This is a genomic window from Methanoregula sp., from assembly GCF_052325125.1.
Taxonomy (GTDB): Archaea; Halobacteriota; Methanomicrobia; order Methanomicrobiales; family Methanospirillaceae; genus Methanoregula.
Map to the genome: position 1 here is coordinate 17836 of NZ_JBKQWO010000006.1, position 22201 is coordinate 40036.

Below are 22201 nucleotides of genomic sequence, written 5' to 3' on the forward strand. Positions count from 1 at the left end.
GACCGGCGTGTTCAGGGATTCGTAACCGGGTTTGCTGATGGTATGAGCCTTCATCCGGTACTGAGGGGGAGCAGGGCCCCGCAGGTACATGAGCCGGGCGTGAAAATGATAAAAACCGCTCAGAAACACCCGTCTGAATCCTATGACATCCGGTATTTTACCAAAGGCAAGCACGACGCACGACAGTGGACTGGTGAGTACAGAGGGAGCCGGCGGAACAACCCATAATGATGTATTTATGCTCCCTGCGGACAAACATATCAGAAAGACCCGGTTACCCGCAACAGAAAAAGGGAGGCAGGAATCTTGGCAGCAGCACAACCCATGGACCAGCGCGAAATCGAAACGCTCCAGTACTACTTAAAAGAATACGGACAGCAGGCCGAGGTCTTTGCCGGCCAGCTCGAGCTGATGGAAAACGGGCGCATGGAGGCGTTTGCCGCGATCGAGGCGCTTGAGGCACTTGTCTCAACAGAAGACGGCAATGTGCTCCTCCAGATCGGCGGCGGGGCAAGCCTCCGGGCGAAGATCGTCGATCCGGAAAAAGTCCTCCTCAATATCGGCTCCGATGTGATCGTGGAAAAGACCAACCCGGATGCGGTCGGGTACCTGAAAGACCGGATCACCGAGATGGAAGCCTCGCAGAAGAAGGTGGCCGAGGCACTGGACAAACTCAAAGGGCAGATGAACGAGATCGCAAAACGGCTCGAACAGGGTTACCGGCAGGCATCCGCGGCTGAAAACCCGGCTCCCCGCCGGCACGAACACGAAGATAACGACGAAGAGTAACCGGGGAACCCTCGCACATGTTTTCGGGTCTCAGGGAACAGCTGCAGTCCGCACGGAACCGGCTTGGCGCGAGTATCGGGGCAGCAGCGGAAGCTGCGCAGTCCGCGTCGGCAGAACAGGCCGTACCTTCCACTGCTGCCATGCCGGGAAAGAACCCGACTCTTGCCGACAAGGTAAAAATCCTGATTATCGACCGCGAACTTGTCATTTCTGAAAAGGATGTTGCCGGGGCCCTTGAAGAGCTGGAGATGACACTTTTGGAAAGCGATGTCGCCCTGCCGGTCGCCGATGCGATCATTGCAGACATCAGAACCGGCCTCGTAGGGAGGCATCGCAAGATCGGGGAATCGGTCGACACGCTTGTCGTCGGGGCCCTCAGGTCCGCACTGCTGAAGGTGCTCGGTACTGGTCTTGACCTTCCTGCGTATATACGGGCCCGCGAGCGGCCGGTCAAGATCCTCTTTATCGGGGTGAACGGGACCGGCAAGACCACGACCGTCGCAAAGATCGGCGCATACCTCAAGAAACAGGGTTTCTCGGTCGTGATCGGTGCCGGCGACACCTTCCGGGCCGGGGCCATCGAACAGATCGGCGTGCATGCCGAACGGATCGGGATCAAGGTCATCGAACACCAGACCGGTGCCGATCCGTCAGCGGTGCTCTTTGACACTGTGCAGTACGCCCTCGCCCACAAGACGGACGTCGTGCTCGCGGATACTGCCGGCCGGTTCCACACGAAGGCGAACCTGATGAGCCAGCTCGACAAGATCCGGCGCGTGATGAAACCCGATCTTATAGTCTACGTGGACGAGGCGGTTGCCGGAAACGATGCAGTCGTCAGGGCTGCCGAGTTTGACAGGACGGTCGGGGCCGATGCCATCGTTCTCACCAAGGCCGACATGGATTCCCGGGGCGGGGCGGCGATCTCGATCGCCCACACTATCGGGAAACCCCTGCTCTTCCTGGGCACGGGACAGGCCTACGAGGACATCGTCCCGTTCGAGCCCGGCGCAGTTGTCGAGGAACTTCTCGGGAGTGGTGCCTGATGATGGACAGTCTTTCCGGCTCGCTCAAGGACGCTCTTAAGAAACTTGCCGGTAAAGCCGTGGTCGACCGGGCGGCGGTTGACGAACTGGTCAAGAACCTCCAGCGGGCGCTTCTCTCCGCGGATGTGAACGTCAAGCTCGTCATGGAACTCTCAAAGGCGATCCGGACCCGGTCGCTTGACGAGGAACTGCCGAAAAACACTAACGTCCGCGAACACGTCCTGCGCATCGTTTACCAGGAACTCGTCCGGCTGGTCTATGCCACGGCCGACTTAAAACTCGAACCGCAGGTCATCCTGATGGCCGGGCTCCAGGGGAGCGGCAAGACGACGACGACGGCGAAGATCGCCCGCTACTTCCAGAAGAAAGGCATGAAGGTTGGTGTGATCTGCGCCGATACATTCCGGCCCGGGGCTTACGACCAGCTCTCGACGCTTTGTGCGAAAATCAACGTCCCCTGTTTTGGCGACCCGAAGGCGACCGATGCGAGAAAGATTGTCAAAGATGGGCTTGCCGCGATAAAAGACCAGGAAGTTATTATTGTCGATACGCAGGGCCGGCACGCTCTTGAACCTGACCTTATCCAGGAGATTATCGACCTCAACGCGATCACGAAAGCCACCCACCGCTGGCTCGTGATCGACGCTGCACTCGGCCAGCAGGCAAGCGAGCAGGCGCGCCGGTTTCATGAAGCGATCGGGATCGACGGCGTGATCATCACCAAGATGGACGGCACCGCAAAAGGCGGCGGCGCCCTCTCGGCCGTTGCCGAGACCAAGAGCGGGATCGTCTTTATCGGGGCGGGAGAGACGATAGAAAACCTCGAACGCTTCGACGCGAACGGCTTTATCTCCCGGCTCCTCGGGATGGGCGACCTCCAGGCGCTGATGGAAAAAGCCCAGGAAGCCCAGATGGCAGGCGAGATTGACATGGAAGCGATGATGAAGGGCCACTTCACCCTCCGCGACATGTACAAGCAGCTCGAAGCGCTCAACAAGATGGGCCCCTTAAAACAGATCATGAACATGCTCCCTATGGGCAATATGCAGCTGCCCGAGGGAGTCTACGATGTCACGAGCACGAAGATGGTCCGGTACCGGATCCTCATGGACTCGATGACACCAAAGGAGCTCGATGATCCCGGTCTTATCAACAGTTCGCGGATGCAGCGGATCGCCCGGGGCGCCGGCGGTAGTCCCGAAGAAGTACGGGAACTTTTAAAATACTACAAGATGATGCACAAGACCCTCAAGGGACTCCGGGGCGCGGGCGGCGGAAAACTCAACATGCAGCGCCTGATGAAGCGTTTCTCCGGAATGCAATGACATGGCCTCGTTTGCGATTGTCGGGCACCTTGCCCGCACGGACGGGGATTTTTCCTTAAACGATCTCCCCGGGGCAGGGCGCATGGACGTTCTCTGTCGGTGCGTGAACGCCTCGCTCTTCCTCTCGCACAACCTGCGTCGGGACGCGGACTGCTCTCTTGTTCTTCTCGGTGGGCCAAAGGAGCCAAAGACCGTGCAGTTCCGGGGAAATGCGATCCGCTCACTCTCGCCAGATGAACGGAGTGCCGGGGCACTCATCAAAAAGGCGCTTTCCATCCCCTGCGGGAGCGAATTCCGGGAAGCCGCGCCGGGCGTGTTTGTACGAAATGGCGGCCTTGAACGCTTGATCGCCGAACACCCGTTTGCCGTACTGGACGAGAAGGGTACCGATATCCGCACGGCACCGGTGATGCCTGCGGTGTTCCTGCTCTCCGACCACCAGAATTTTTCGGATGCAGAGGAGGCGCTCATACGCGACGCCCCCCGGTATTCGGTCGGGCCGGTCTGCCTGCACGCCGATCATACGATTACGGTCATCTCGAACGAGATCGACCGGAGGAACAACGGATGGAAATAAACGAACAAGTCGAAAAGATCCTCGCATACGGGGACTGCTGCGATCACTGCCTGGGACGGTTCTTTGGCAAGCGCTCGCATGGGCTTTCTGACGATGAACGCGGCCGGGGCCTCCGTATTGCACGGGCACTGGCCTTAAACCAGCCGTACGAGCGTTTTACCGGCATCTGTTGGGTCTGCGGCAACTTCTTCGATGCTGTCCCGGAATGGGCAGAAAAAGTGGTCAGTGCGATGGAAGGACATGAGTACTCCTCATTCCTTATCGGCTGCCGGGTTCCCCCGCTGATTGCGGAGAACGAGGAGATGGTCTGGAGCGACCTCTCCCTTGGCGAACCGGAACCCTTTAAGTCCGAGGTGAACCGCGAGGTGGGAAAGGCAGTCTCGGCGCTCACGGGAAAGACCGTGGACTTCAAGAAGCCCGATATTATCGCCCTGCTCGACCCGGCGTCCGGTATGGTGGATATCCAGGTCAACTCCCTGTTCTTTTACGGGAGATACCAGAAGTTCGAGCGCGGTATCCCTCAGACCCACTGGAACTGCCGGGCCTGCAGGGGGGCCGGCTGCGAGAAGTGCAACTATACTGGCAAGCAGTACCTGGACTCTGTCGAGGAATTGATCGGCAGGCCGGTCATCGAACTTTTTGACGCTGAGGACGCGGTGTTGCACGGGGCCGGCAGGGAGGATATCGACGCCCGCTGCGTGGGAACCGGCCGGCCGTTCATCCTTGAAGTCGTTGCCCCGAAAAAGCGTACCATGGACCTTGTCGCCGTTGAAGCGGAGATCAACCGGAGCGCTGACGGGAGGGTTGCGGTTGCTCTCTCGCACTGGAGCGACCGTTCGGACGTGGAAACCCTTAAATCAAGTAAAGCGCATAAAAAATACAGGATCCTGGTCGAGGTTGAAGGGCCATTATCTGCGGAAGAACTCGCAAATGACCTAAAAGCCTTAAAAGGCGTCACAATACAGCAGCGCACGCCCGAACGGGTCGCCCACCGGAGAGCAGATAAGATCCGGGAGCGTAAAGTCCTCGATATCGAGTGCGTAGGGGTACAGGACGGACAGTTTATCCTTGAAGTCCTGGGCGAAGCCGGTCTCTACATCAAAGAACTCGTATCAGGAGATCAGGGAAGGACCACCCCGAGTCTTGCCGAGATCCTGCAGAGATCGGCGCACGTCACCAGTCTTGATGTCGTGCAGGTAGAAGGACCACAGGAGGGAGATTAGACAATGGCACACCACAATGGACCCAGAAAAAAAACACGGTATAAATTCAAGAAAGAATTAAGACAACGCGGGCTGCCGCCGGTCACCTCCGTTATCCAGCAGTTCGAGGTCGGCGAGAAGGTTCACATCGTCGTGAACTCAAGCATCCAGAAGGGGATGCCGCATCGCCGTTTCCACGGGCTCACGGGCACCGTGATCGGCAAACGCGGCCGTGCGTGGATGCTCTCCATTCACGACGGCAATGCCGAAAAAACGGTTATTGCACGACCACAACATCTAAAAGCACAAAAGTAAACTCAATGTCAGGTGATTGGCATGAAAGTGAAGGGTATTCTTAGCGAAGAAAAGGTTACACTCCCCGAACTCCGCGCAGTTCTTATGGGCGTGGAATCAGAGAGGATTGCTGCCGAGAAGGAGCTTTCCTATGAGTTTCGGCGGAGCATGGAACATGCCAATCAGCTAGCGAAGACCACTCCCGAGAAATCCAAGGATCTCGTGGACAAGCTCCTCAAACTTGAGAAGATGAAGCCGGAGATCGCCTACCGGATAGCAAATATCATGCCCAAGAGCCGGGACGAAGTCCGTGCGATCTTCGCAAAGGAGCGGTTCACGCTCGCTCCCGAAGAGATTGATTCCATTATCGATCTGGTCATGGCACACTTCTGAGGTGCAGGTCATGAAGGTCGAGAAAAAAGAGGTCAATGCGATCGTACTGGATGTGCTCATGAAAGGGCATGCCGACGATCCCCGGCCCCAGTTTAAGCGTGAACCGGTTGTCCAGGCAATGGGTCTTGAGCAATTCAAACTGCTTGAACTTATCCCCAAGCCCGGCATGGTCATCAATCTCCATGACAAGGTCTATATCGGGGACTCCGAGAGGGACAAGATCGAACGCGTGAAACGCCGGATCAGCTACGACGAGCTGACCCCGACCGCAAAGGGTGAACTGCCGTTCATGATCGAGCAGGTCGTCACCGGGCGGGAAACGGATTTTGTCACGTTCTTTAACAAGGCCATCTCGATCACGCCTAAGCTCCACATGCTCCACCTGCTGCCCGGTATCGGGAAGAAACTGATGTGGGAGGTCCTGGAGGCCAGAAACAGGAAGCCGTTTGAGAGTTTCGCGGATATCTCTACACGGATCAAGTCAATCCCCCACCCGGAGAAGATGATCCAGGCGCGGATTCTCGAAGAACTGCAGGACAAGGACGTCAAGTACCACCTTTTCACAACGAAATGAAAGCCCACCACGACCAGCACTTCCTCATCGACAAGAATGCGATCGGCCGGATTGCGGACTGTGCGGATGTGAAGGGGAAGACGGTCCTTGAGGTCGGGCCGGGGAACGGGGCGCTGACCCGGGCCCTGCTCGACCGGGGGGCTATTGTCCATGCGGTGGAACTGGACGGTGCCCTCTGCGAGGAGCTCGTCGATCTTTTTTCCGAAGAGATCCGGGACGGGACGCTGACGGTCACGCACGGCGATGCGACCCGGTGCCCCCTCCCGCCCTTCGGGATGGTGGTTTCCAACCTCCCCTACTCGGTTTCCTCGAAGATAACCTTCCGGCTCCTCGATATCGGGTTTGAGGTGGCGGTGCTGATGTTCCAGGAGGAGTTTGCCCGGCGCATGGTGGCCCCGGCTGGCACGAAAAACTGCGGCCGGCTCTCGATCATGGTCCAGACCTATGCAGTGGTGCAGCAGTGCTTCACCCTCCCGCCCACCTGTTTCTCGCCCAAGCCCCAGGTCCACTCGATGGTGGTGAAGATCACCCCCCGGCTGCCGATCTTCGGTGTCGACAACAAAAAACGGTATGCTGACGTGGTGCGGGCGCTCTTTACCCACCGGCGTAAGACGGTCCGAAACGGCATCAGGGGGTCGTCGGGAATCCTTGATCCCGAATGGGCAAAGCGTGTTATTGATGTGCTGCCGGGCGAAATTCTCCAGAGCCGGCCGGAAGAATTATACCTGGAAGATTTTGCAACGATCGCGAATTTTGAGTAAATCTATGTTAGCGCTGTCTTCTTGTGGTATATCCTCTTCTGAATGCTCTGTATGGTGCCCCCTCTTTCCCGCAATCTCCTCTTTTCTTTCTTTTCGCTTGAATCCTGACCGGGGTTAAAGGCTGGTGAGACGGGAAAACATCCCGTGTAGATCCTGCATAGAAATATCCGGTGCAGCAGTATCCGTACCACTGAGCGTCAGTTCCCGCCGCCCATGCCAGTTAGCCCCCCTCTCCAAGGGGAAAGCTCTCCTCACTGGTGCGGCCACCCCGCTCTATAAATTGCCGGTGGGTTTAAGGGATCAGGGCTCTCCCCTGCTCCCGGAAAGGATCTTTTTCGTTGTTGAGATAATCCACCGGCGGTTCAGGAGCAGGTGGAGAAAGACGAAAAGCCCAAGGAAAAGACCGGACCAGTCATGGAGGTCGGAGATCAACGCTGCAGGGAGGATAACGTCGCTTAACCCGGTCAGCTGCAACAGTACGGTATATTTCAGAAGCCCGCTGACAAAACAGAGAATAAAGGTGATCCCCAGAAGAAGATCAACCAGCCATTTGAGTTTGATGTTGTCCATCTGATCTGCATTTTTCCTGTCTCCTCATATTGGTTTGTACGCGCTTAGGGAAGACATGCGTACCAATTGCACACGTCCTTGAGAACCGGATGCATAATTACGCCATTCTCCCGGGAAATCTTCTGACATTCTGGATGCACCTGGTTCCTGCCGGGGCTGAAGCGATTTCTTATGGCCGACCCGGGCGATCCCTTATTTTCCTCCCCGCCCCACTCTTCTTTCAGCTATGCCCTACTATCCTGCGCAGGTGTACCAGCCCGAAGCGGACACGTTCCTGCTCCTCGCGGCAGCACAGGCCGAGGTGAGGCCCGGCGACCGGGTGCTCGAAGTCGGCACCGGCTCGGGTTGTATCGCCGCGGCGCTGGCGCGGGACTGTGAGATCGTAGCGACCGATATCAACCCCCATGCAGTTTTCTGTGCGCGGCAGAAAGGCATAGATGTGGTGCGAAGCGATCTCTTCTCTGGCATCAGGGGCACATTCGATCTTATCATTTTCAACCCCCCGTATCTCCCGACACAGCCTGGGGAGCGGATCGACGACTGGCTGGAGTCTGCGTTGGACGGCGGCGCCACCGGTCGGGATGTGATTGGGCGTTTCGCAGACGCAGTCAGCGAGGTGCTTGCTCCGGCTGGACGGATCCTGCTTCTGGTATCCTCGCTGACCGGGCTCTCCGAGGTTGTGGAGTTGTTTGTCGATCGCGGTTTTACTGCTGAAGTGGCATGCCGACAGAAGGTTGAAGACGAGGAACTCTACGTGCTCCGGCTCATCAGAAAACAGGGCTGATGCATTCCCTTTTAACCGCAGGGCCGGTTTTTGCGCTGCGGAGTGCCTGGTACCCCCTCCAGGGTATCCTGTTCCTCGCTCTATTAAAATTATTTAAGGAATAACCGGCAATATCTGGAGCAGTTTTTTACTAATCCGTTTCCCGTTTTACCCATTCACCAGCAGGTAATCCCATGGATACAACCACCACCTACGATATCAGGCACCGCCTGCACCGGTACGACACGGCCGTGCAGGAGACCCGCGATCACGCCCTGGAACGCAGCAGTTTCGGGCGGTACCGGGCCGGTGCACCGTATTTTGCACAGTATCCCCTGCGTGAGATTCTGGCCTCCTTTAAGGGCGATGCCGCACTCACGGAAGCGCTGGCAGAATACGACCGCATCACCCGTGAACTAAAAATCGTGGAACGCACGGGCGGCCGGGCTTACCGCGAAGAACTCTTCCGCGACCTAACCGCGTATACGGAAACGTACCGGACGCTGCTCTGCTACCACGAGCTGGGCATGTGCGATGAGGGGGGAAGCGCCGATCTCCTCGTCAGGGACGAGATCGCGATCCTCCTGCTGGAACTGCGCAGGGATTTCCCTTTGACCGATATCGAACGGGAGGTTATCCTCCTTGACGATGCGCTCCGTAACATACAGGATGCTGAACGTACGGTTCTGCCGGTGAAGAACCCGCCCGAAGGAGCGGTCAGCATGTCCGATCCTCTCTGGCAGCAGTGTCCCCGTGCCCGCAGACAGAAGTAACGGGCCGGGTTCCGGTAACTTTTTTTAAAGCCTCATATCCTTATACGATCAGCCGGCGCCGCATCAGGTTGATCGAGATCACGCAGAAGATTAAGGTAGCGGCGAGTATCCATGCGATGTGCAGGGGAAGCAGTGCGCCTGCATCAGGAAGTGTTGCCATCCGCATAAGTGCCACAATATGGGTGAGCGGGAAGATGGCAAGGGCGACGTACTGGAAGATCGCGGGGAGGACGGAAAGAGGAAAAAAGGTGCCCGAAAACAGCATCATGGGCGTAATGAGTAAAAAAGAGGGGTAATTGAGCGTATCGATGCTCGGCGTGATCGCGGTAAAACACATCGCTAGGCCGGCAAACGTGAGCCCGCCAAGGAATGCGAGCGGGATGGCAAAAAGAGAGAACGGAAGCGAGATGACCCTGAATACCACGAGAACCGGCAGCATGATTGCAACCGAGATCAGGCTCCTTGTCGCGCCCCAGAGAATTTCTCCTGCGATCACGTCCTCGATCGAGAGCGGCGTCGCTATCATCGCGTCAAAACTCTTCTGGTAATACATCCGCACATAGGAGCCGTACGTGCATTCGAAGAACGCAGAGTTCATGACCGATATCGCAAGGATGGCCGGCGCGATATAGTCGATATACGGAACGCCGTCGATAGCCCCCACGTACGTTCCGATGCCGAGACCGATGGCGGAGAGATAAAGAAACGCTTCGATGAACGGTGGGAAGAAATTCACCTTCCATGTCTTGAAAAAAACTACAAGGTTGCGCTGCCAGACCTTTTCTGCGCGACGGGTAATCCGGGGAAACGACCAGACAGACGGCATGCTATTCCCTCAGGGTCCTCCCGGTCAGTTTCAGGAACACGTCCTCGAGTGTCGCCGGCCGGGTACTCACCCTGCTTTTTTTGCACCGGTCGAGCAGGGTTTTTGCGAGTTCCCGGGATGCGTCGGTCGCCACCTGCACCTCGTCGCCGAGGATTTCGTAAGTCACGCCAAGATCCGCAAGGCAGGCGATCACTTCCGGGGTGTTATCCATTTCAATGATCTCGCTTCCCACCTGGTCCCGGACCAGATCGGCGGGTGTCCCCTCGACAAGGAACGTGCCGTGGTCCATGATCACCAGCCGGTCGCAGAGCCGGGCCGCCTCATCAAGGTAATGGGTAGTGAGCACGATAGTATTCCCCTGTGCCCTGAGGAGCCGGAGGCGTTCCCATATCAGGTGGCGTGCCTGCGGGTCGAGGCCGATGGTCGGTTCGTCCAGGATGAGCAGATCCGGGTTGTTGATGAGCGCCCGGGCGAGGATGAGCCGGCGTTTCATGCCCCCGGAGAGTTTATCGATGGACACGTCACGTTTCTCGGTGAGCGCCACAAACGCGAGCAGGTCCCCCACCCGTTTTTCCGCTTCGGCCGGGGGGATATCAAAGTACCGGGCGTAGGTAAGCAGGTTTCCCGAGCACGTGAAGTCCGGGTCGAGGTTGGTTTCCTGCGGGACGACACCAATCCGTTGTTTGATTTCAGCCGGGTTTTTTTCAGGATCCATGCCGAACACCCGGAGCATTCCCGACGTGCGAGGCGAGACGCACTCGATCATCCGCATGGTGGTTGTTTTTCCTGCGCCGTTTGGCCCGAGAAAACCGAAGATCTCCCCTTTTTTCACACTAAATCTGATGTGGCTGACGGCAATCGTGTCGTTGTAGGTCTTCATCAGGTTTTCGGCTTCGATGATAACGGACATCAGATTTCCTTCGTATTCATCAGTGCACCGCGCATCCATAAATTTCTCGTGATACTACAAAAACTGCGTCGGGTGTGCACAGCAGGAACAGGGAAAAAATTTCAGGGTGGGGGTGCTGCAACTTCGCTTTCACGGGAACGATTCCCGAATATCGTGTTTATGCTTTTTTCCGGAGGTGGAGAAGGGCTTTGCCAGCTGCCTCACGGACGCTTTCAAAGGGGTCGATGGCTGCGCCCGTGAGTGGGCCGATTGCCCTGCTGTCGCCTAACCTCCCCAGCACCTCCGCCGCCCCGGTCCGGATCCGGTCATCGCGATCTTTGAGGCAGCCGGTGAGGGGAATGACCGCCCGGCGGTCTTTCAGCCGCCCGAGTGCCGCGATTGCCCCGGCACGGACTTCGGGGTCAGTATCGGCCAGGGCCGTGATAAGGCCGGGCACGGCCCGGTCGTCGTCCAGCCTCCCGAGGGCTTGTGCCGCTTCCCGGCGGACGACCGGGTGAGCGTCGGAAAGTACCTGCATGAGCGGCGCTACCGCTGAAGGATTACCGGATCTGCCGAGACGGGCTGCGGCGTCACGCCGTGTCTTTACCACGGGTGAGCCCAGCGCAGAAATCAGGAGGGTGATATCGGTCATGAGAGGGCTTGTTTCCGGCGGTGGGATCAGCGGTCGCATTCACCGCCGGATTCGTAGGCTGCGATCACCTTGTTTGCCATCTCCGGGGAGATCCTGTCATGAATGAGTTTAACGAGCGCTTCGGCATCCTCGACCTCTACACATCCGAGACCCTCTTCCCCGGTCAGGATTTTTTCGGTGATATAGGTCAGTTCCTCATCGGAAAGCCGGTTGATCCGTCCGATAAAATCCTCGGCACTTTCGGCAAAATGGTTGGAGACCGGGGGCAGGATCGCGTGGAACCGGTGTCCCGATCCGCCGCAGGTGAGGTCATCACACTCAGGAGCGAGTTTTTTTAAGATTACCAGATCCTTTTCATTGAGTTCACGTGCCATAGGTGATCGTACTTCCCGTGAAAAGTATTTCCCGTCAGCTTCAGATTAGTCTTTTTACCGGACGCATACCCACCGGGATACCGGTACTCTCCTTTGAAAAAAGAGGGTGATCAGAAGTATTTATTGATCCAGTTTTTTATCCCGGCAATAATACCGTTGCCGCTGCCGGAGCCGGAGGAAGATTTTCTCTGGGGCGACCTGCCGGGTTGGGGCTGGGGCCGGCTGGCCTGGAGGGTGGGAGGGTGGGAAACTGTCCGCCTCTGTACCGGTTCTGTCCGCTCGGGAACGTCCCGGATCGTGCTGTGTGGTTCCTCTGCCTCGGGTTCGAATCCCCACGAGAACCCGACCTTGTATGCATTCTCGTTCTGCCGGATCCAGTTTGCAGCCGCCATGTATCCACGGTCTTCCGCCCGGCGCACCGTGTCCTGGGTGTCCAGCGTGAAATGGATCTCGCGCTCAAGAGCGACCAGCTCTTCATACACATTGCCTGGTACCTTGATCTTCTCCCTGCTCATAGTACTTCACATAGGGATATGCTGGGATACGATATTTAATGCTTCCTCATAAAAAATCGCAGATACGCGTTTAATCCACAAACCGGGTTGAAAAAAGAGCGTTAAACGCCGAAAAAAAAAAATAACCCCTCGCACAAGGTTGATACCTGCGCCCGCAAAAGAGTAGATATCCCGTGCAATCCCGAACGGGGGATACCCGGGGGGTAGTGGTCATGGCAACAGTTGTTTTTGTGGATGATGATTTCCGAAGGATGCCCCGTGCAGATATGGCAAAACTCCAGAGGATCATTGCATCAGGCAAATATGGCGTGCATAAAGTCCCGTTTAAGGACAAGATGATCAATGTAGAGATAAAAAAACAGGACGACAAGATCACGGTAAAGATCTCCCGGGTGATATGAGTCCCGGGGAAAATCCTGATGTTGGCCCAAATCAATGTTTACATCTCCCAAAGGGTAAAGTACAATCTACATACGGTCTGAACGGCGGGATGGGACAGGATGCCGGGCTGGAATGTGCTGTATTTTACCGTGGAGGAAGGGGTGTTTACCGATCTCCTGACCGGCATCCGGCATTCCCGGAACGTGGCAAAAGGCCTGGTGTTTCTGGGAAACACTCCTGAAGCAACCTCACGGGATATCGAGAGGGGCGCCGATCTCCGGTAACCGGAAGTCAGCATCGCGGTGCAGTATCTCCCTGAGCGGGGCTGGATCGCGAGCAGGTCGTTTTGGACCGAATCAATCGGCCGGCCGCAGAACCTCATCCGTCTCTCCCGGCCTATCACCGGGATCATCAACCGAATCCGGTCCGCAAAAGAAGACGGGATCCGGAAAAAATGGCCCTTGTGCAGAAAATCCGGACTTAAGTCACCTGAGTGCTTGCAGGAATACCCTTGACCTTTTTATATTCCTAAAGTGCTGACTGTCCGCCCCCTGGCTTACTGGCCGGATTCGTGCTCCGCGGAATACAGCAGGGCTTTTACCAGAAAATAGGCGAGCACGGCAGCAATAAGGAGAAGGGCGACCGCGAGCAGGATCCGATCCTGCGGAGGGATCACAAGAGACAGGTATGCATGGTTGGAGAGCATCAGTCATTCATCTGCCGTACGATTCTTAAAGAGGTGTTCTTACTGTTTCCATCCTTAAAAAAGTGTTGATGGCGCCAGCCTTATTGCCGGTACGCCCTTTTACGCCAGTATCGTGTCACCAACCGGCACCCGGGGTTGAACTGGCGCAAAACTACATCCCCCTCCGGAAAACCATACGACCATTTGATGAGTCCCGTACCGCATATCCACTACGAAAAAAGGACAATCGTAAAACGGGATAATGGCAGGCTGTACCGGCATGCAGTCCCGTCATGGGAAAAACAATTTTTTCGGCTCTGGTGATACGCTCGCCCCGTCTGATATGAGATCTCTGGAGACCTATTGGGGGGTACTTCGGATAGAATCAAATGATCCTGTGCGGTACTTTCCGGTACCAAAGGGTGTTTTTTAGCAATGAAGACCAGGAACGGGTGGGTGGAGATTGACGGGATACGTTACGACCACGATGTGATTATCCACTCCGACAGGAGCGTAACAAAGCGGCATAAGAAACAGTCAAAAAAATTCAAGGATGCCTACGGGCACACGCCCCTTTCCGAAGGCGAAATCGGATTCCTGGCCGGGGAACACCCGGCAGTTGTCTACGTAGGGACCGGCCAATACGGGGATCTTCCACTTACGCCGGATGCAAGGGAGTTATTGGAACACTATGAAATCGTGGTCCGGCCGACACCGGAAATCATTGATATGCTCGCGGAGGAAACACGTCCGTTCGTTGCGGTTCTGCACGTCAACTGCTGATACCCCAATGAAAAAAAAACAGTTCCCGGGAACACTCCCGGTCTTACTTTTTGTGGTAGGTCTTCCCGGCCGAGAAGGCCTTCCCGACCTCTTTACCCACACCGAAATAGGTGCCCTGGGCATAGATGATCGGGTTGATCTTTGCAATATCCGGTTTCCCGTCCGTCAGACAGGTTGTATCGGCATGGATCTCCATGACTTCGCCGATATACAGCAGGTGGCTTCCGCACTCCACGGATTCAAACAACCTGCATTCAATATTGACCGGGCACTCCTCCGCGAGGGGAGCGGTCTTCAGCTTTCCGTAGGTCGACCGGAAGACTGCGGATTTATCTGCCTGAACACCTGAAACAAGACCGCAATGGTCGGTCTCGACCACCTGCCGGGTGGACGGTATGTTCAGGCTGAAGGTCTTGTTCTCCTCGATTCCCTTTGCGGTATACCGCACCCTGTTGATCGCCACGCAGACCATGGGTGGCGCCATACAGGCAACCGTTGCCCACGCGGCGGTCATGTAGTTTGGTTTACCTTTCACATTTGCACCCACGAGAACGGTGGGCATGACACTCATGTACGGCATCGGGCCGACTGTTACCTTGGCCATTTGGCATCACCGGACTCAGGTTCGCGGGGGAGGTGTTTAAGGGTATCTTTACCGGGGATCGCATGGACGATTGCCATGGTTTCCTGCGCTGGCCAGTAGTGACGTTTTTTCGTTCCCTCAGAAGTGGCTGGTGCGATTGTGGGTGGTGTGGCCGGCACGGTAAACTGCGCTGTTGAAAAACCGTATACCCTCGAATGGCCGGCAGCCGCAATCAGGGAACCTTCACGCTCACGACTGTCGACCGGAATTTAATCGGTTTTTTGTCTCACCAGTCTCAAAGCAGCGGTGCCCTGCCGCTAGTCAGGGAATTATTTTTGGGAACTTGTATATCCCATAAGTGTTTTTTGTACATCATGGATGAGGCCCAAAAGTGGTTTGAGGAAGGTGTGGCTTTTTACGAAAAGGGGGATTACCGGCGTGCAATAACGGCATTCGATAAAACAATCGCCATTGATCCGACCATGGCCGAAGTATGGAATAATCGCGGATTATCGTTCATTCAGACAGAACAATATCAGGAGGCTCTCCAATCCGTTAATAAAGCATTAACTATCGATCCCAACTACGAAAATGCCAAAAAAGCCAGGAAAATAATTCTCGATCTTTTAAATAATCCGCAAAATGCAGATGGTGCACCCGGAGCGGCAGGATCCCCCCTGCCGCAGGGTTCTGGGGCACCGGCGCGGAAACACTCAAAAATCTTTGCAGCAGCGATCATCGTGATCGTGCTTATTGCAGTCACAGCCGGTGGTTTTATCGTCATGAAAAATATGCAGAAGAGCGCTTGCACCCCCCTCACTGTGGCACCCACCCCGGAACCGACGACAGTCCCGACCGCAGTGCCGACACCAACTGCCGTACCGACGACAATGCAACCTCTCGTACCGTCTTCAGGAGTCTGGGTGGAGGTCAACTACGACCGGTACTATTCAGGATATGTAGGAACGCCAAACAACCAGCAGATGGTATCCGGCAGCCAGCAGATGGTACCAAATACCGGAGACCATTTCTACCAGATACCGGAAAATAACGGTTTTATAACTGCATCGCTCCATAAAAACGATGGGTCTGGAGATAATCTGACCGTAAATGTTTTCAAAGACAGCACGCTGCTAAAGACGGCTTCAACGACCATCCCTTACGGGAATGTCGATATCCTGGCAGTCCTTGCCACTCCGGTGCCGACGACATCAGTCGCCAACCGTTCCGGAAATGTAACCGTTCCGGCATCTTCAGATACCAGTTCCTGACCATGAGCCAGCTGAATATTTTCTATGGCCCCCGTCAGGGTTTGGCGGGCGGGTTGCACGTGGCATGGACGCGGGCAATTCTGCATCTGTAAGAAACGATGCCGGATGCACCGAAACGACTGCCGGGTTTTGCACTCTGATCATTTTAACGGATCCGGAACCCTGCCCGGCAAGGGGCATTGTCGTGGCCGGTCGATCCGCTTAGGAAGAAGGACTCCTCCCGGACTCATGTGGAATACCCGGGCAGGTTCGGGAGAATCCGGTCATGGAATTTTTCAAAACCCCCAGAATGTCCTGAACTTGCACGAGAACTGTGATAATAAAAATCCGGTTAAACGTTGTAATTAAGAATTCATTCTTGGAAAAATATGAGGCCGGATGGGCACTCCGCTATCAGTTTATTGTTGTTCCCTGCACGACCGCTGACTCCGGAACCTCGAATGTTGTGCTGGTCCCCTCAATATGGTACGGGCCAACGGCCTTCACCGGGTACGGGTTGTCGCTTCCCGTTGAATACGGGACAATGAATTCGCCATTGATGCTTTCCTGCCGGTAGGTGAAGTTCCTGCCTTGGTTGGTGACAAGCGGGATATCGATTATGCCGTCTCCTTTGATGTGGGCGCCTTTGACGTATTCGAAGATTTTCACGTACTTCACATCACCGCTGTCTGATTTCGCCGTGTTTGTCGGCGACTCGTAGATGAGACGGTAATGGCGCAGGGCAGGAACGTCATCGATAGGCTGGGTAATCGATAAACTGAGAACGGTTGCATGGTGCCCTGCCGGGGCACCCAGGTTATACTGTTCCGCCTTCGTGGCTGCATCGGACACATTCATCACCTCCGCATCGGTCAGCACCGGAAGGGAGGCCTGGGTAATGCTCGGATCCGCATATTCAACGTAGAAAGCAGATGTCGCTGGGGTCATGGATCCATCGAAGTTGTGGAGCCGGGATACTATGGTCTGGTAGTATGGCTCCTCGTTGAGCGTGACGGCATTGTATTGACTCGGGTCGGACTGGCTTGGATAGAACATATTTGTCTGGTAGGGAGTACCGGCTACCGTCGTATTATACCAGGTTGCCATCGCCCAGAACTTACCGGTATCCATATCGATATCGGTGATCACGTACTTTGTGCCATCGGCATCAAGAATGGCATTGGCGGTGTCCTCGCTGGTTGCCATGAAATACGCTGCTGACCCGTTGGGGCCGGTAACCCCCTGCTGGAATGGGTTGGCATTTGGGATGCGGTGTGCGATGTACGTGATCATATGCCCGTAATCCCACCATGACATGATCCCGTACGCGGTCGAAGGGTACTGGAATGTCTTCTGGTCATAGATCGCATAATAATTCACGCCGGTATCCGGCGTATTGTTGCCCAGCCATTCGAGTGCTGTTTCCCAGTCGGGGTTCATGGTGTTGACACCGCTGGACGCTATCTGGTAATTATAGGTGACTGATGAGTAAGCAAAGAGAATGCCGAGTATGAATACGATCCCGACAACCCCAAGGACAGGATAATTCAGTTCCGGGGAACCGCCCGGACTTTTCTTCTGCTTCTGTTTTTTACCCCGGCGCCGTTCCTCAGTTCCAGTCTCTTTTGAGCTGTCTGCTGCCTGATGCGGCATGATTGCCGTCGCCAGCTGGCGGAGATCCCCCCATCCTTTTTCGAAAACGAAATGGATGCATACTGCTGAGAGCAGGGCGATGACGACCGCAAGGTAATATTCGTACCGGACGTGCTGCCATGTCGAGAAGAGGATGATGAGAGCCCACACGACGGCAAAAATTTCCTGGGGCCGTTCTTCCCTGAAATTGTTATAGAGCGTGACCAGTATCCCGCCAGCCATGAGAAGAAGCCCGTAATTGAATGCTGCCCATGCCTCCCCGGGAGTCCATGCCATGGCATCCATCACCGTCTGGGTTACGGATGCCTGCCCGAAAAATGCGTAGAGATCGCTGACAAACAAGGTATAGAGCTGCGGGGCTGCAACAAAGAGGATCGCCACGAAAAGGATCCCGCAGCCGATGATAGTTAAGGGGTAATAATATCGCTTTTTGTTTTTAAGATATCGGGAAAGGAGATACAGCAGTGCTGTTGCGCCGATCAGGCAGAGGTATGCATACACATGGCCGACAGAATACGTCGAGAGATCCGTGCCGGGATTTTTGAACCCGAAAACGAGGAGCCCGATCGTCGCTATTGCAAAGATGATGCTGTTTGCTATCAGCAGGTATTCACTCGACCGGCCGCGGTAGAAATCGAACACGAACTGGACGAGGGTGAATACGCCGACGATAAAGGCAAACAGGATCATTGTCGGCATAAGGAAAAGCCCGAGCAGGTACGCAATGCCCGCGAGGGCGGACAATAATGCAGTTTTTCGCCAGGTGCTAAAATCGGCAAGTCTGATAGAGGTCCCCTTCTCCGAGATCAGGATATACAGGTATGCAAGGCAGAACAGGGTGGAAAAGAGCACTTCGCCGTCGCGGTGATTGAAATACCCGTACAGGGAATAGAGGAAGAACGTCCCGGAAACGACCGCAGTAAACCCTGAAGCCAGGAGCCCGGTTTTCCAGTCCCCGAATGCCTTCCCGACAAAGTACATCAGGGCGACGGTTGCAGCGGCAAACACGGGTGTCACCCAAAGACACGCACCGATGATCTCGGGCCTGGTGACCGCACCGGCGATTGTGCAGAATACGTCGGCAATGAGAATGGTGAGCGGACCCCAGTAGATGGAAGTCCCGACGGGGAAATGGGTCATCGGATCAAACCAGGGATACTGGAAGTGATTGGCGAGGGACAGTTCGACCAGCCGCAGATCGTACTGGGGGTCATCGCTTGCGACCATCGAGAGGATATCGGTATGACCCATGGTAAGCATGGGTATAAGACGAAGCCCGAGGGCCACGAGGACAAAAAAGCCGACGAGGCCGACGATTACTAATTTCCGGTGATCTTTCAGGATCGTTAAATTCACGGCAATCCCCTTTTCTGCGATGTATACTAAACTTTACACTAACTTGGATGCTATGGCTATTATTCATTTGGTTATGCCTAAATTTTTTGGCCGGGCCAAATGAGGGGGTGTCCCTGCCCTGCTGTAGCAGTTCCGGGGTTTTTCCCTCGGGCAGGAGGGGGAAGGATGATTTCTGCAACGGCACAGAGCCGGGGCACCACGATCAGCGTTCATCCGGTATGAGGCGATGCAGGATTCTGTAGAGGGCCATCCTCGTCAGCGACCGGCATTGCCCGGCAGGTCCTGACAAGGTGTCGGCTGACCGTGGTTATGTACGGTATGAACAGCCGGATATCCGCGGTTACCCCATCAAAACCCTGCAACGGCATCACTCGTGATCCTGGGGGACATGAAACCACAGGATAAATACCGGTAATCTGCCCTACCAGCGCCTTCGGTAAAACATATATTACAATATGTCCAATAAACATGACAATATATGCCCGGGCAGAAAGGGAAGGGTATCCGGGTTCTGCCCGGGGCAGGGTGATTGATCTGATCAACCGGGAATTTATCCTGAAGTACAAAGCCGAGATCCTTCTTGCCGGAATACTGGTTTTATCCGCGTTCCTGAACCTCTGGAACATCTGGAACCAGGGCTTCACGAATACCTTTTATGCAGCCGCCGTCAAGAGCACGCTCGTCAACCCGGCCGCCGGTTTTTTCAACTCCTTTGATCCCGCGGGATTTGTGACCGTGGACAAACCGCCGGTCGGCCTCTGGGTGCAGGCAGTCTTTGCCGCAGTACTGGGGTTTTCCGGCTGGGTCCTCGTCCTCCCGCAGGCCCTTGCAGGGATCGGCTCGGTCGCCCTCATCTATTTCATTGTCGCGCGTCCCTTCGGAAAACCGGCAGGTCTTGTTGCAGCCCTTGCTCTTGCCGTAACCCCCATTCTCGTCGCGGTTTCCCGGAACGGCACCATGGACACCCAGCTCATCTTTGTCCTTCTTCTGGCGGTCTGGGTTGCCATCAGGGCCGCACGGGAGCGGTCCCTCCCGTGGCTCCTCGTCTCGGTCATTCTCATCGGGATCGGCTTCAATATCAAGATGATCCAGGCGTTCGTTGTTGTTCCCGCCGTTCTCGTGATCTATTTCCTGGGCACACCTGACCTGATGCTGAGAAAACGGGCGCTCCATATCGGACTTGCCATCATCATCCTGATCGGGGTTTCCCTCTCATGGGCAGTTGCAGTCGATATGGTCCCTGCCAGCGAGCGCCCCTATATCGGTGGCAGCGGGGACAACACGGTCCTTGGCCTCATCGTTAACTACAACGGCCTTGAGCGCCTGGGCCTGGAAAGCCGTGGGATGGCTTTCATAGGTGATGGCGCGAGGGAGCAGGGGACTGGCACCTTCCGGGAAGCAGGCCAACGACCACAGAGCAGCGCCCGGGCAGCCGGTGCGAATCCTTATGGTGATCTGGCAGCCGCCCGGGGAGGCGCTGCCGGCGGCATGGCAAACGGAGAGGGAGCACCGGGCATCACCCGTTTCTTCGGGGAACAGCTCGCAGGACAGTTCTCGTGGCTCCTCCCCCTTGCCCTGATCGGGCTCCTCGCATGGGTGCGGAGACCGGCCTCCCTCACGCTCAAAGGGTTTGAGGATGCCGGGATCGCGGGAGAGAGGGGGCTCACCCTCATCGCGATGCTGCTCTGGCTCGTGCCCGGCCTCCTGTTCTTCAGTTTTACGACCGCGTTTGGGCATACCTACTATATTGCGACCATTGCACCGCCTCTTGCTGCGCTTGTCGGGATCGGTGCTGTCGCGATGTACTGGGAGTACCTGACTGAAGGGTGGAAAGGCTGGCTCCTTGTCGGGGCAGTTCTCATCACCGGGCTCCTCCAGGCCCTCTTCCTTTCGTATGACGCCGCATGGTCCGGTCTCCTGATCCCGCTCGTCCTCGTTGGGACTATCGGGTGCGCAGGAATTCTTGCATACATAAAGATACGGAAAAATGTGGTTTCACCCAACCATCAGAAATACATGGTGGCCGTCGCCATCGGGCTCCTCTTTGTCGCCCCCTTCGCCTGGTCCTGCACACCCCTGATGTACGGGAGCAGCCAGGGAGTAGCAGGCCCCTCCGGAGCACGGACAGTCGGGGGTATGGGTGCGGGAGCCGGAACGGTGCCGGGCATGGGAACGGGCGGTTTCCTGCAGGACCGGGCCGGCCGGGAACGCCTCGCGGGGCAGGTAAACGCCGGTTATGCATCAGGCAGTACTTCCATGACCATGCGGGGTACCGGTGGTGCTTCGGATGCCCAGCTGGTAAATTTCCTGCTCTCCCACACTACGAATGAGACCTGGATACTCGCGGTCCCAAGCAGCCAGACCGGTGCAAACCTGATCATCGAAACAGGAAAACCGGTCATGTCCATCGGGGGATTCTCCGGCAGCGACCGGATCCTTTCCATAACCTCCCTGACCACTCTTATCCAGGAGGGCAAAGTCCGGTACTTCCTCACCGGCGGTTCAGGTGGAATGGGCGGGGGGATGAGCTCGGGTAACAGCGAAATATTCAGCTGGGTAAGCGATCACTGCACGGCAGTGAACCTGCCTTCCGGCAACGGTACCGGGATGAATGCGGCCGTCGCTGCGGGATCAGGAACCGCCATATCCCTGTATGATTGCGCCGGGGCGGCAGGCTCCGGGTAATTCACCTTTTTATGAACTACCTCAGAGCACGATGGGCCTCGTGTAAAATACTCGCCGTACTTAACCGGGAAAAAATTATCGGGTTTTTTCTCATAGGATTATTCTCCACCATCATCGATGTGGGCCTCCTGTATGTTTTTACCGAATATTTCAGTGTCTGGTACATCTGGTCTGCAACATTTTCGTACACCTGTGGAATGGTTGTTAATTTTTTCCTGAACAAATACCTCAATTTCCGGGATACGAGCCGGAACTATCTCCGCCAGTTTTTCTTCTTTGCCCTCATTTCCCTGATCAGCCTCGCCCTGACTCTCGTAATCCTCTCTCTTGCGGTGGAAATCTTTGCCGTCAACTATCTCATCGGAAAGGGAATTGCGGTCATTATTGCATTTCTCTGGAATTATTTCGGCCAGAGCAGGATAACCTTCCATCTGGGTACGGTCGAGATAAGCGGAGATCTCAAAGAATATGTAAGCTGATGATCAGGTAACTTCCGGAAGTT

Annotated in this window: 26 protein-coding genes; 17 read left to right on the forward strand and 9 right to left on the reverse strand. The window is 55.9% G+C overall.

The genetic code is table 11. The features are described 5' to 3' along the window. The first annotated feature begins 306 nt into the window (after positions 1–306). Genes pfdA through rsmA form a run of 9 tightly spaced genes read left to right on the forward strand, consistent with a single transcriptional unit; the run spans position 307 to position 6961 of the window. Complete coding sequence (pfdA, locus tag ACLQMU_RS01750; protein ID WP_422149002.1) at positions 307–789, forward strand: prefoldin subunit alpha; 483 nt, start codon at positions 307–309, stop codon at positions 787–789. Between the two features lie 17 nt (positions 790–806). Then, on the forward strand, positions 807–1835 hold the full coding sequence (ftsY, locus tag ACLQMU_RS01755; protein WP_422149003.1) for a signal recognition particle-docking protein FtsY: 1029 nt from the start codon (positions 807–809) through the stop codon (positions 1833–1835). After that, positions 1835–3160 carry a signal recognition particle protein Srp54 gene (locus ACLQMU_RS01760; protein ID WP_422149004.1) on the forward strand — a complete coding sequence of 442 codons (1326 nt, stop codon included), beginning with the start codon at positions 1835–1837 and terminating at the stop codon, positions 3158–3160. Before ftsY ends, ACLQMU_RS01760 begins: the two co-directional genes overlap by 1 nt. A 1-nt stretch (position 3161) precedes the next feature. Next, a complete protein-coding gene (trmY, locus tag ACLQMU_RS01765) occupies positions 3162–3737 on the forward strand; it encodes a tRNA (pseudouridine(54)-N(1))-methyltransferase TrmY (RefSeq protein ID WP_422149005.1) in 576 nt (191 codons plus the stop codon). Then, positions 3728–4960 carry a tRNA pseudouridine(54/55) synthase Pus10 gene (locus ACLQMU_RS01770; protein ID WP_422149006.1) on the forward strand — a complete coding sequence of 411 codons (1233 nt, stop codon included), beginning with the start codon at positions 3728–3730 and terminating at the stop codon, positions 4958–4960. The genes trmY and ACLQMU_RS01770 overlap by 10 nt, the downstream gene beginning before the upstream one ends. Before the next feature lie 3 nt (positions 4961–4963). Next, the gene (locus ACLQMU_RS01775) at positions 4964–5254 is read left to right on the forward strand and encodes a 50S ribosomal protein L21e (protein WP_422149007.1); all 291 of its coding nucleotides are present in this window, start codon (positions 4964–4966) and stop codon (positions 5252–5254) included. 21 nt (positions 5255–5275) lie between these two features. Then, positions 5276–5626 carry an RNA polymerase Rpb4 family protein gene (locus ACLQMU_RS01780; protein WP_422149008.1) on the forward strand — a complete coding sequence of 117 codons (351 nt, stop codon included), beginning with the start codon at positions 5276–5278 and terminating at the stop codon, positions 5624–5626. Positions 5627–5636: 10 nt separating this feature from the next. Then, the gene (locus ACLQMU_RS01785; protein ID WP_422149009.1) at positions 5637–6200 is read left to right on the forward strand and encodes a DUF655 domain-containing protein; all 564 of its coding nucleotides are present in this window, start codon (positions 5637–5639) and stop codon (positions 6198–6200) included. Next, complete coding sequence (rsmA, locus tag ACLQMU_RS01790) at positions 6197–6961, forward strand: 16S rRNA (adenine(1518)-N(6)/adenine(1519)-N(6))-dimethyltransferase RsmA (RefSeq protein WP_422149010.1); 765 nt, start codon at positions 6197–6199, stop codon at positions 6959–6961. Before ACLQMU_RS01785 ends, rsmA begins: the two co-directional genes overlap by 4 nt. Before the next feature lie 300 nt (positions 6962–7261). On the opposite strand, the gene ACLQMU_RS01795 is transcribed toward rsmA, so the two are convergent. Then, on the reverse strand, positions 7262–7531 hold the full coding sequence (locus ACLQMU_RS01795) for a DUF4405 domain-containing protein (RefSeq protein ID WP_422149011.1): 270 nt from the start codon (positions 7529–7531) through the stop codon (positions 7262–7264). A 226-nt stretch (positions 7532–7757) separates the two neighbouring features. Here ACLQMU_RS01795 and ACLQMU_RS01800 point away from each other — a divergent pair, with 226 nt between their 5' ends. Both ACLQMU_RS01800 and ACLQMU_RS01805 read left to right on the forward strand, forming a co-directional pair. Further along, the gene (locus tag ACLQMU_RS01800) at positions 7758–8315 is read left to right on the forward strand and encodes a HemK2/MTQ2 family protein methyltransferase (RefSeq protein WP_422149012.1); all 558 of its coding nucleotides are present in this window, start codon (positions 7758–7760) and stop codon (positions 8313–8315) included. A 173-nt stretch (positions 8316–8488) separates the two neighbouring features. Continuing rightward, complete coding sequence (locus ACLQMU_RS01805; protein ID WP_422149013.1) at positions 8489–9067, forward strand: hypothetical protein; 579 nt, start codon at positions 8489–8491, stop codon at positions 9065–9067. Between the two features lie 40 nt (positions 9068–9107). On the opposite strand, the gene ACLQMU_RS01810 is transcribed toward ACLQMU_RS01805, so the two are convergent. The 5 genes from ACLQMU_RS01810 to ACLQMU_RS01830 all read right to left on the reverse strand — a co-directional run bounded on the left by ACLQMU_RS01810 (position 9108) and on the right by ACLQMU_RS01830 (position 12323). Then, positions 9108–9893, reverse strand: a complete 786-nt coding sequence (locus tag ACLQMU_RS01810; protein WP_422149014.1) for an ABC transporter permease — start codon at positions 9891–9893, stop codon at positions 9108–9110. A gap of 1 nt (position 9894) precedes the next feature. After that, positions 9895–10803 carry an ABC transporter ATP-binding protein gene (locus ACLQMU_RS01815; RefSeq protein ID WP_422149015.1) on the reverse strand — a complete coding sequence of 303 codons (909 nt, stop codon included), beginning with the start codon at positions 10801–10803 and terminating at the stop codon, positions 9895–9897. Positions 10804–10960: 157 nt separating this feature from the next. Further along, on the reverse strand, positions 10961–11473 hold the full coding sequence (locus ACLQMU_RS01820; RefSeq protein ID WP_443673508.1) for a HEAT repeat domain-containing protein: 513 nt from the start codon (positions 11471–11473) through the stop codon (positions 10961–10963). After that, positions 11461–11808: a hypothetical protein gene (locus tag ACLQMU_RS01825; RefSeq protein ID WP_422149017.1), complete on the reverse strand. Its 348-nt coding sequence runs from the start codon at positions 11806–11808 to the stop codon at positions 11461–11463. Before ACLQMU_RS01825 ends, ACLQMU_RS01820 begins: the two co-directional genes overlap by 13 nt. Positions 11809–11918: 110 nt before the next feature. Beyond that, a complete protein-coding gene (locus tag ACLQMU_RS01830; RefSeq protein WP_422149018.1) occupies positions 11919–12323 on the reverse strand; it encodes a hypothetical protein in 405 nt (134 codons plus the stop codon). Between the two features lie 212 nt (positions 12324–12535). Here ACLQMU_RS01830 and ACLQMU_RS01835 point away from each other — a divergent pair, with 212 nt between their 5' ends. Next, positions 12536–12724 (forward strand): hypothetical protein, encoded by a 189-nt coding sequence (locus tag ACLQMU_RS01835; RefSeq protein ID WP_424039797.1) that lies wholly within the window; start codon positions 12536–12538, stop codon positions 12722–12724. 99 nt (positions 12725–12823) lie between these two features. Continuing rightward, positions 12824–12988 (forward strand): hypothetical protein, encoded by a 165-nt coding sequence (locus ACLQMU_RS01840; RefSeq protein ID WP_422150406.1) that lies wholly within the window; start codon positions 12824–12826, stop codon positions 12986–12988. Between the two features lie 272 nt (positions 12989–13260). Here ACLQMU_RS01840 and ACLQMU_RS01845 read toward each other — a convergent pair whose 3' ends face one another. Beyond that, the gene (locus tag ACLQMU_RS01845) at positions 13261–13410 is read right to left on the reverse strand and encodes a hypothetical protein (RefSeq protein WP_422150407.1); all 150 of its coding nucleotides are present in this window, start codon (positions 13408–13410) and stop codon (positions 13261–13263) included. Between the two features lie 414 nt (positions 13411–13824). Here ACLQMU_RS01845 and ACLQMU_RS01850 point away from each other — a divergent pair, with 414 nt between their 5' ends. Beyond that, positions 13825–14172: a hypothetical protein gene (locus ACLQMU_RS01850; protein ID WP_422150408.1), complete on the forward strand. Its 348-nt coding sequence runs from the start codon at positions 13825–13827 to the stop codon at positions 14170–14172. A gap of 43 nt (positions 14173–14215) precedes the next feature. On the opposite strand, the gene ACLQMU_RS01855 is transcribed toward ACLQMU_RS01850, so the two are convergent. Further along, positions 14216–14776: a flavin reductase family protein gene (locus ACLQMU_RS01855; RefSeq protein ID WP_422150409.1), complete on the reverse strand. Its 561-nt coding sequence runs from the start codon at positions 14774–14776 to the stop codon at positions 14216–14218. 353 nt (positions 14777–15129) lie between these two features. On the opposite strand from ACLQMU_RS01855, the gene ACLQMU_RS01860 reads away from it, so the two are divergent. Then, positions 15130–16026, forward strand: coding sequence for a tetratricopeptide repeat protein (locus tag ACLQMU_RS01860; RefSeq protein ID WP_422150410.1), 897 nt, complete (start codon positions 15130–15132; stop codon positions 16024–16026). Between the two features lie 393 nt (positions 16027–16419). On the opposite strand, the gene ACLQMU_RS01865 is transcribed toward ACLQMU_RS01860, so the two are convergent. Continuing rightward, positions 16420–19014: an oligosaccharyl transferase, archaeosortase A system-associated gene (locus ACLQMU_RS01865; RefSeq protein WP_422150411.1), complete on the reverse strand. Its 2595-nt coding sequence runs from the start codon at positions 19012–19014 to the stop codon at positions 16420–16422. Positions 19015–19482: 468 nt separating this feature from the next. Here ACLQMU_RS01865 and ACLQMU_RS01870 point away from each other — a divergent pair, with 468 nt between their 5' ends. Then, the gene (locus ACLQMU_RS01870; RefSeq protein WP_424039640.1) at positions 19483–21699 is read left to right on the forward strand and encodes a glycosyltransferase family 39 protein; all 2217 of its coding nucleotides are present in this window, start codon (positions 19483–19485) and stop codon (positions 21697–21699) included. 11 nt (positions 21700–21710) lie between these two features. Next, positions 21711–22178, forward strand: a complete 468-nt coding sequence (locus ACLQMU_RS01875; RefSeq protein WP_422150413.1) for a GtrA family protein — start codon at positions 21711–21713, stop codon at positions 22176–22178. Positions 22179–22201: the final 23 nt, after the last annotated feature.

Coding starts and splice junctions, on each gene's coding strand:
- rsmA (WP_422149010.1), top strand. CDS start 6,197: ATGAAAGCCCACCACGACCAGCACTTCCTCATCGACAAGAATGCGATC.
- ACLQMU_RS01875 (WP_422150413.1), top strand. CDS start 21,711: ATGAACTACCTCAGAGCACGATGGGCCTCGTGTAAAATACTCGCCGTA.
- ACLQMU_RS01770 (WP_422149006.1), top strand. CDS start 3,728: ATGGAAATAAACGAACAAGTCGAAAAGATCCTCGCATACGGGGACTGC.
- ACLQMU_RS01795 (WP_422149011.1), bottom strand. CDS start 7,531: ATGGACAACATCAAACTCAAATGGCTGGTTGATCTTCTTCTGGGGATC.
- ACLQMU_RS01870 (WP_424039640.1), top strand. CDS start 19,483: ATGACAATATATGCCCGGGCAGAAAGGGAAGGGTATCCGGGTTCTGCC.
- ACLQMU_RS01785 (WP_422149009.1), top strand. CDS start 5,637: ATGAAGGTCGAGAAAAAAGAGGTCAATGCGATCGTACTGGATGTGCTC.
- ACLQMU_RS01830 (WP_422149018.1), bottom strand. CDS start 12,323: ATGAGCAGGGAGAAGATCAAGGTACCAGGCAATGTGTATGAAGAGCTG.
- ACLQMU_RS01850 (WP_422150408.1), top strand. CDS start 13,825: ATGAAGACCAGGAACGGGTGGGTGGAGATTGACGGGATACGTTACGAC.
- ACLQMU_RS01845 (WP_422150407.1), bottom strand. CDS start 13,410: ATGCTCTCCAACCATGCATACCTGTCTCTTGTGATCCCTCCGCAGGAT.
- ACLQMU_RS01860 (WP_422150410.1), top strand. CDS start 15,130: ATGGATGAGGCCCAAAAGTGGTTTGAGGAAGGTGTGGCTTTTTACGAA.
- ACLQMU_RS01815 (WP_422149015.1), bottom strand. CDS start 10,803: ATGTCCGTTATCATCGAAGCCGAAAACCTGATGAAGACCTACAACGAC.
- ACLQMU_RS01840 (WP_422150406.1), top strand. CDS start 12,824: ATGCCGGGCTGGAATGTGCTGTATTTTACCGTGGAGGAAGGGGTGTTT.
- trmY (WP_422149005.1), top strand. CDS start 3,162: ATGGCCTCGTTTGCGATTGTCGGGCACCTTGCCCGCACGGACGGGGAT.
- ACLQMU_RS01780 (WP_422149008.1), top strand. CDS start 5,276: ATGAAAGTGAAGGGTATTCTTAGCGAAGAAAAGGTTACACTCCCCGAA.
- ACLQMU_RS01805 (WP_422149013.1), top strand. CDS start 8,489: ATGGATACAACCACCACCTACGATATCAGGCACCGCCTGCACCGGTAC.
- ACLQMU_RS01760 (WP_422149004.1), top strand. CDS start 1,835: ATGATGGACAGTCTTTCCGGCTCGCTCAAGGACGCTCTTAAGAAACTT.
- ACLQMU_RS01800 (WP_422149012.1), top strand. CDS start 7,758: ATGCCCTACTATCCTGCGCAGGTGTACCAGCCCGAAGCGGACACGTTC.
- ACLQMU_RS01810 (WP_422149014.1), bottom strand. CDS start 9,893: ATGCCGTCTGTCTGGTCGTTTCCCCGGATTACCCGTCGCGCAGAAAAG.
- ACLQMU_RS01775 (WP_422149007.1), top strand. CDS start 4,964: ATGGCACACCACAATGGACCCAGAAAAAAAACACGGTATAAATTCAAG.
- ACLQMU_RS01825 (WP_422149017.1), bottom strand. CDS start 11,808: ATGGCACGTGAACTCAATGAAAAGGATCTGGTAATCTTAAAAAAACTC.
- ACLQMU_RS01835 (WP_424039797.1), top strand. CDS start 12,536: ATGGCAACAGTTGTTTTTGTGGATGATGATTTCCGAAGGATGCCCCGT.
- ACLQMU_RS01855 (WP_422150409.1), bottom strand. CDS start 14,776: ATGGCCAAGGTAACAGTCGGCCCGATGCCGTACATGAGTGTCATGCCC.
- ACLQMU_RS01820 (WP_443673508.1), bottom strand. CDS start 11,473: ATGCGACCGCTGATCCCACCGCCGGAAACAAGCCCTCTCATGACCGAT.
- ftsY (WP_422149003.1), top strand. CDS start 807: ATGTTTTCGGGTCTCAGGGAACAGCTGCAGTCCGCACGGAACCGGCTT.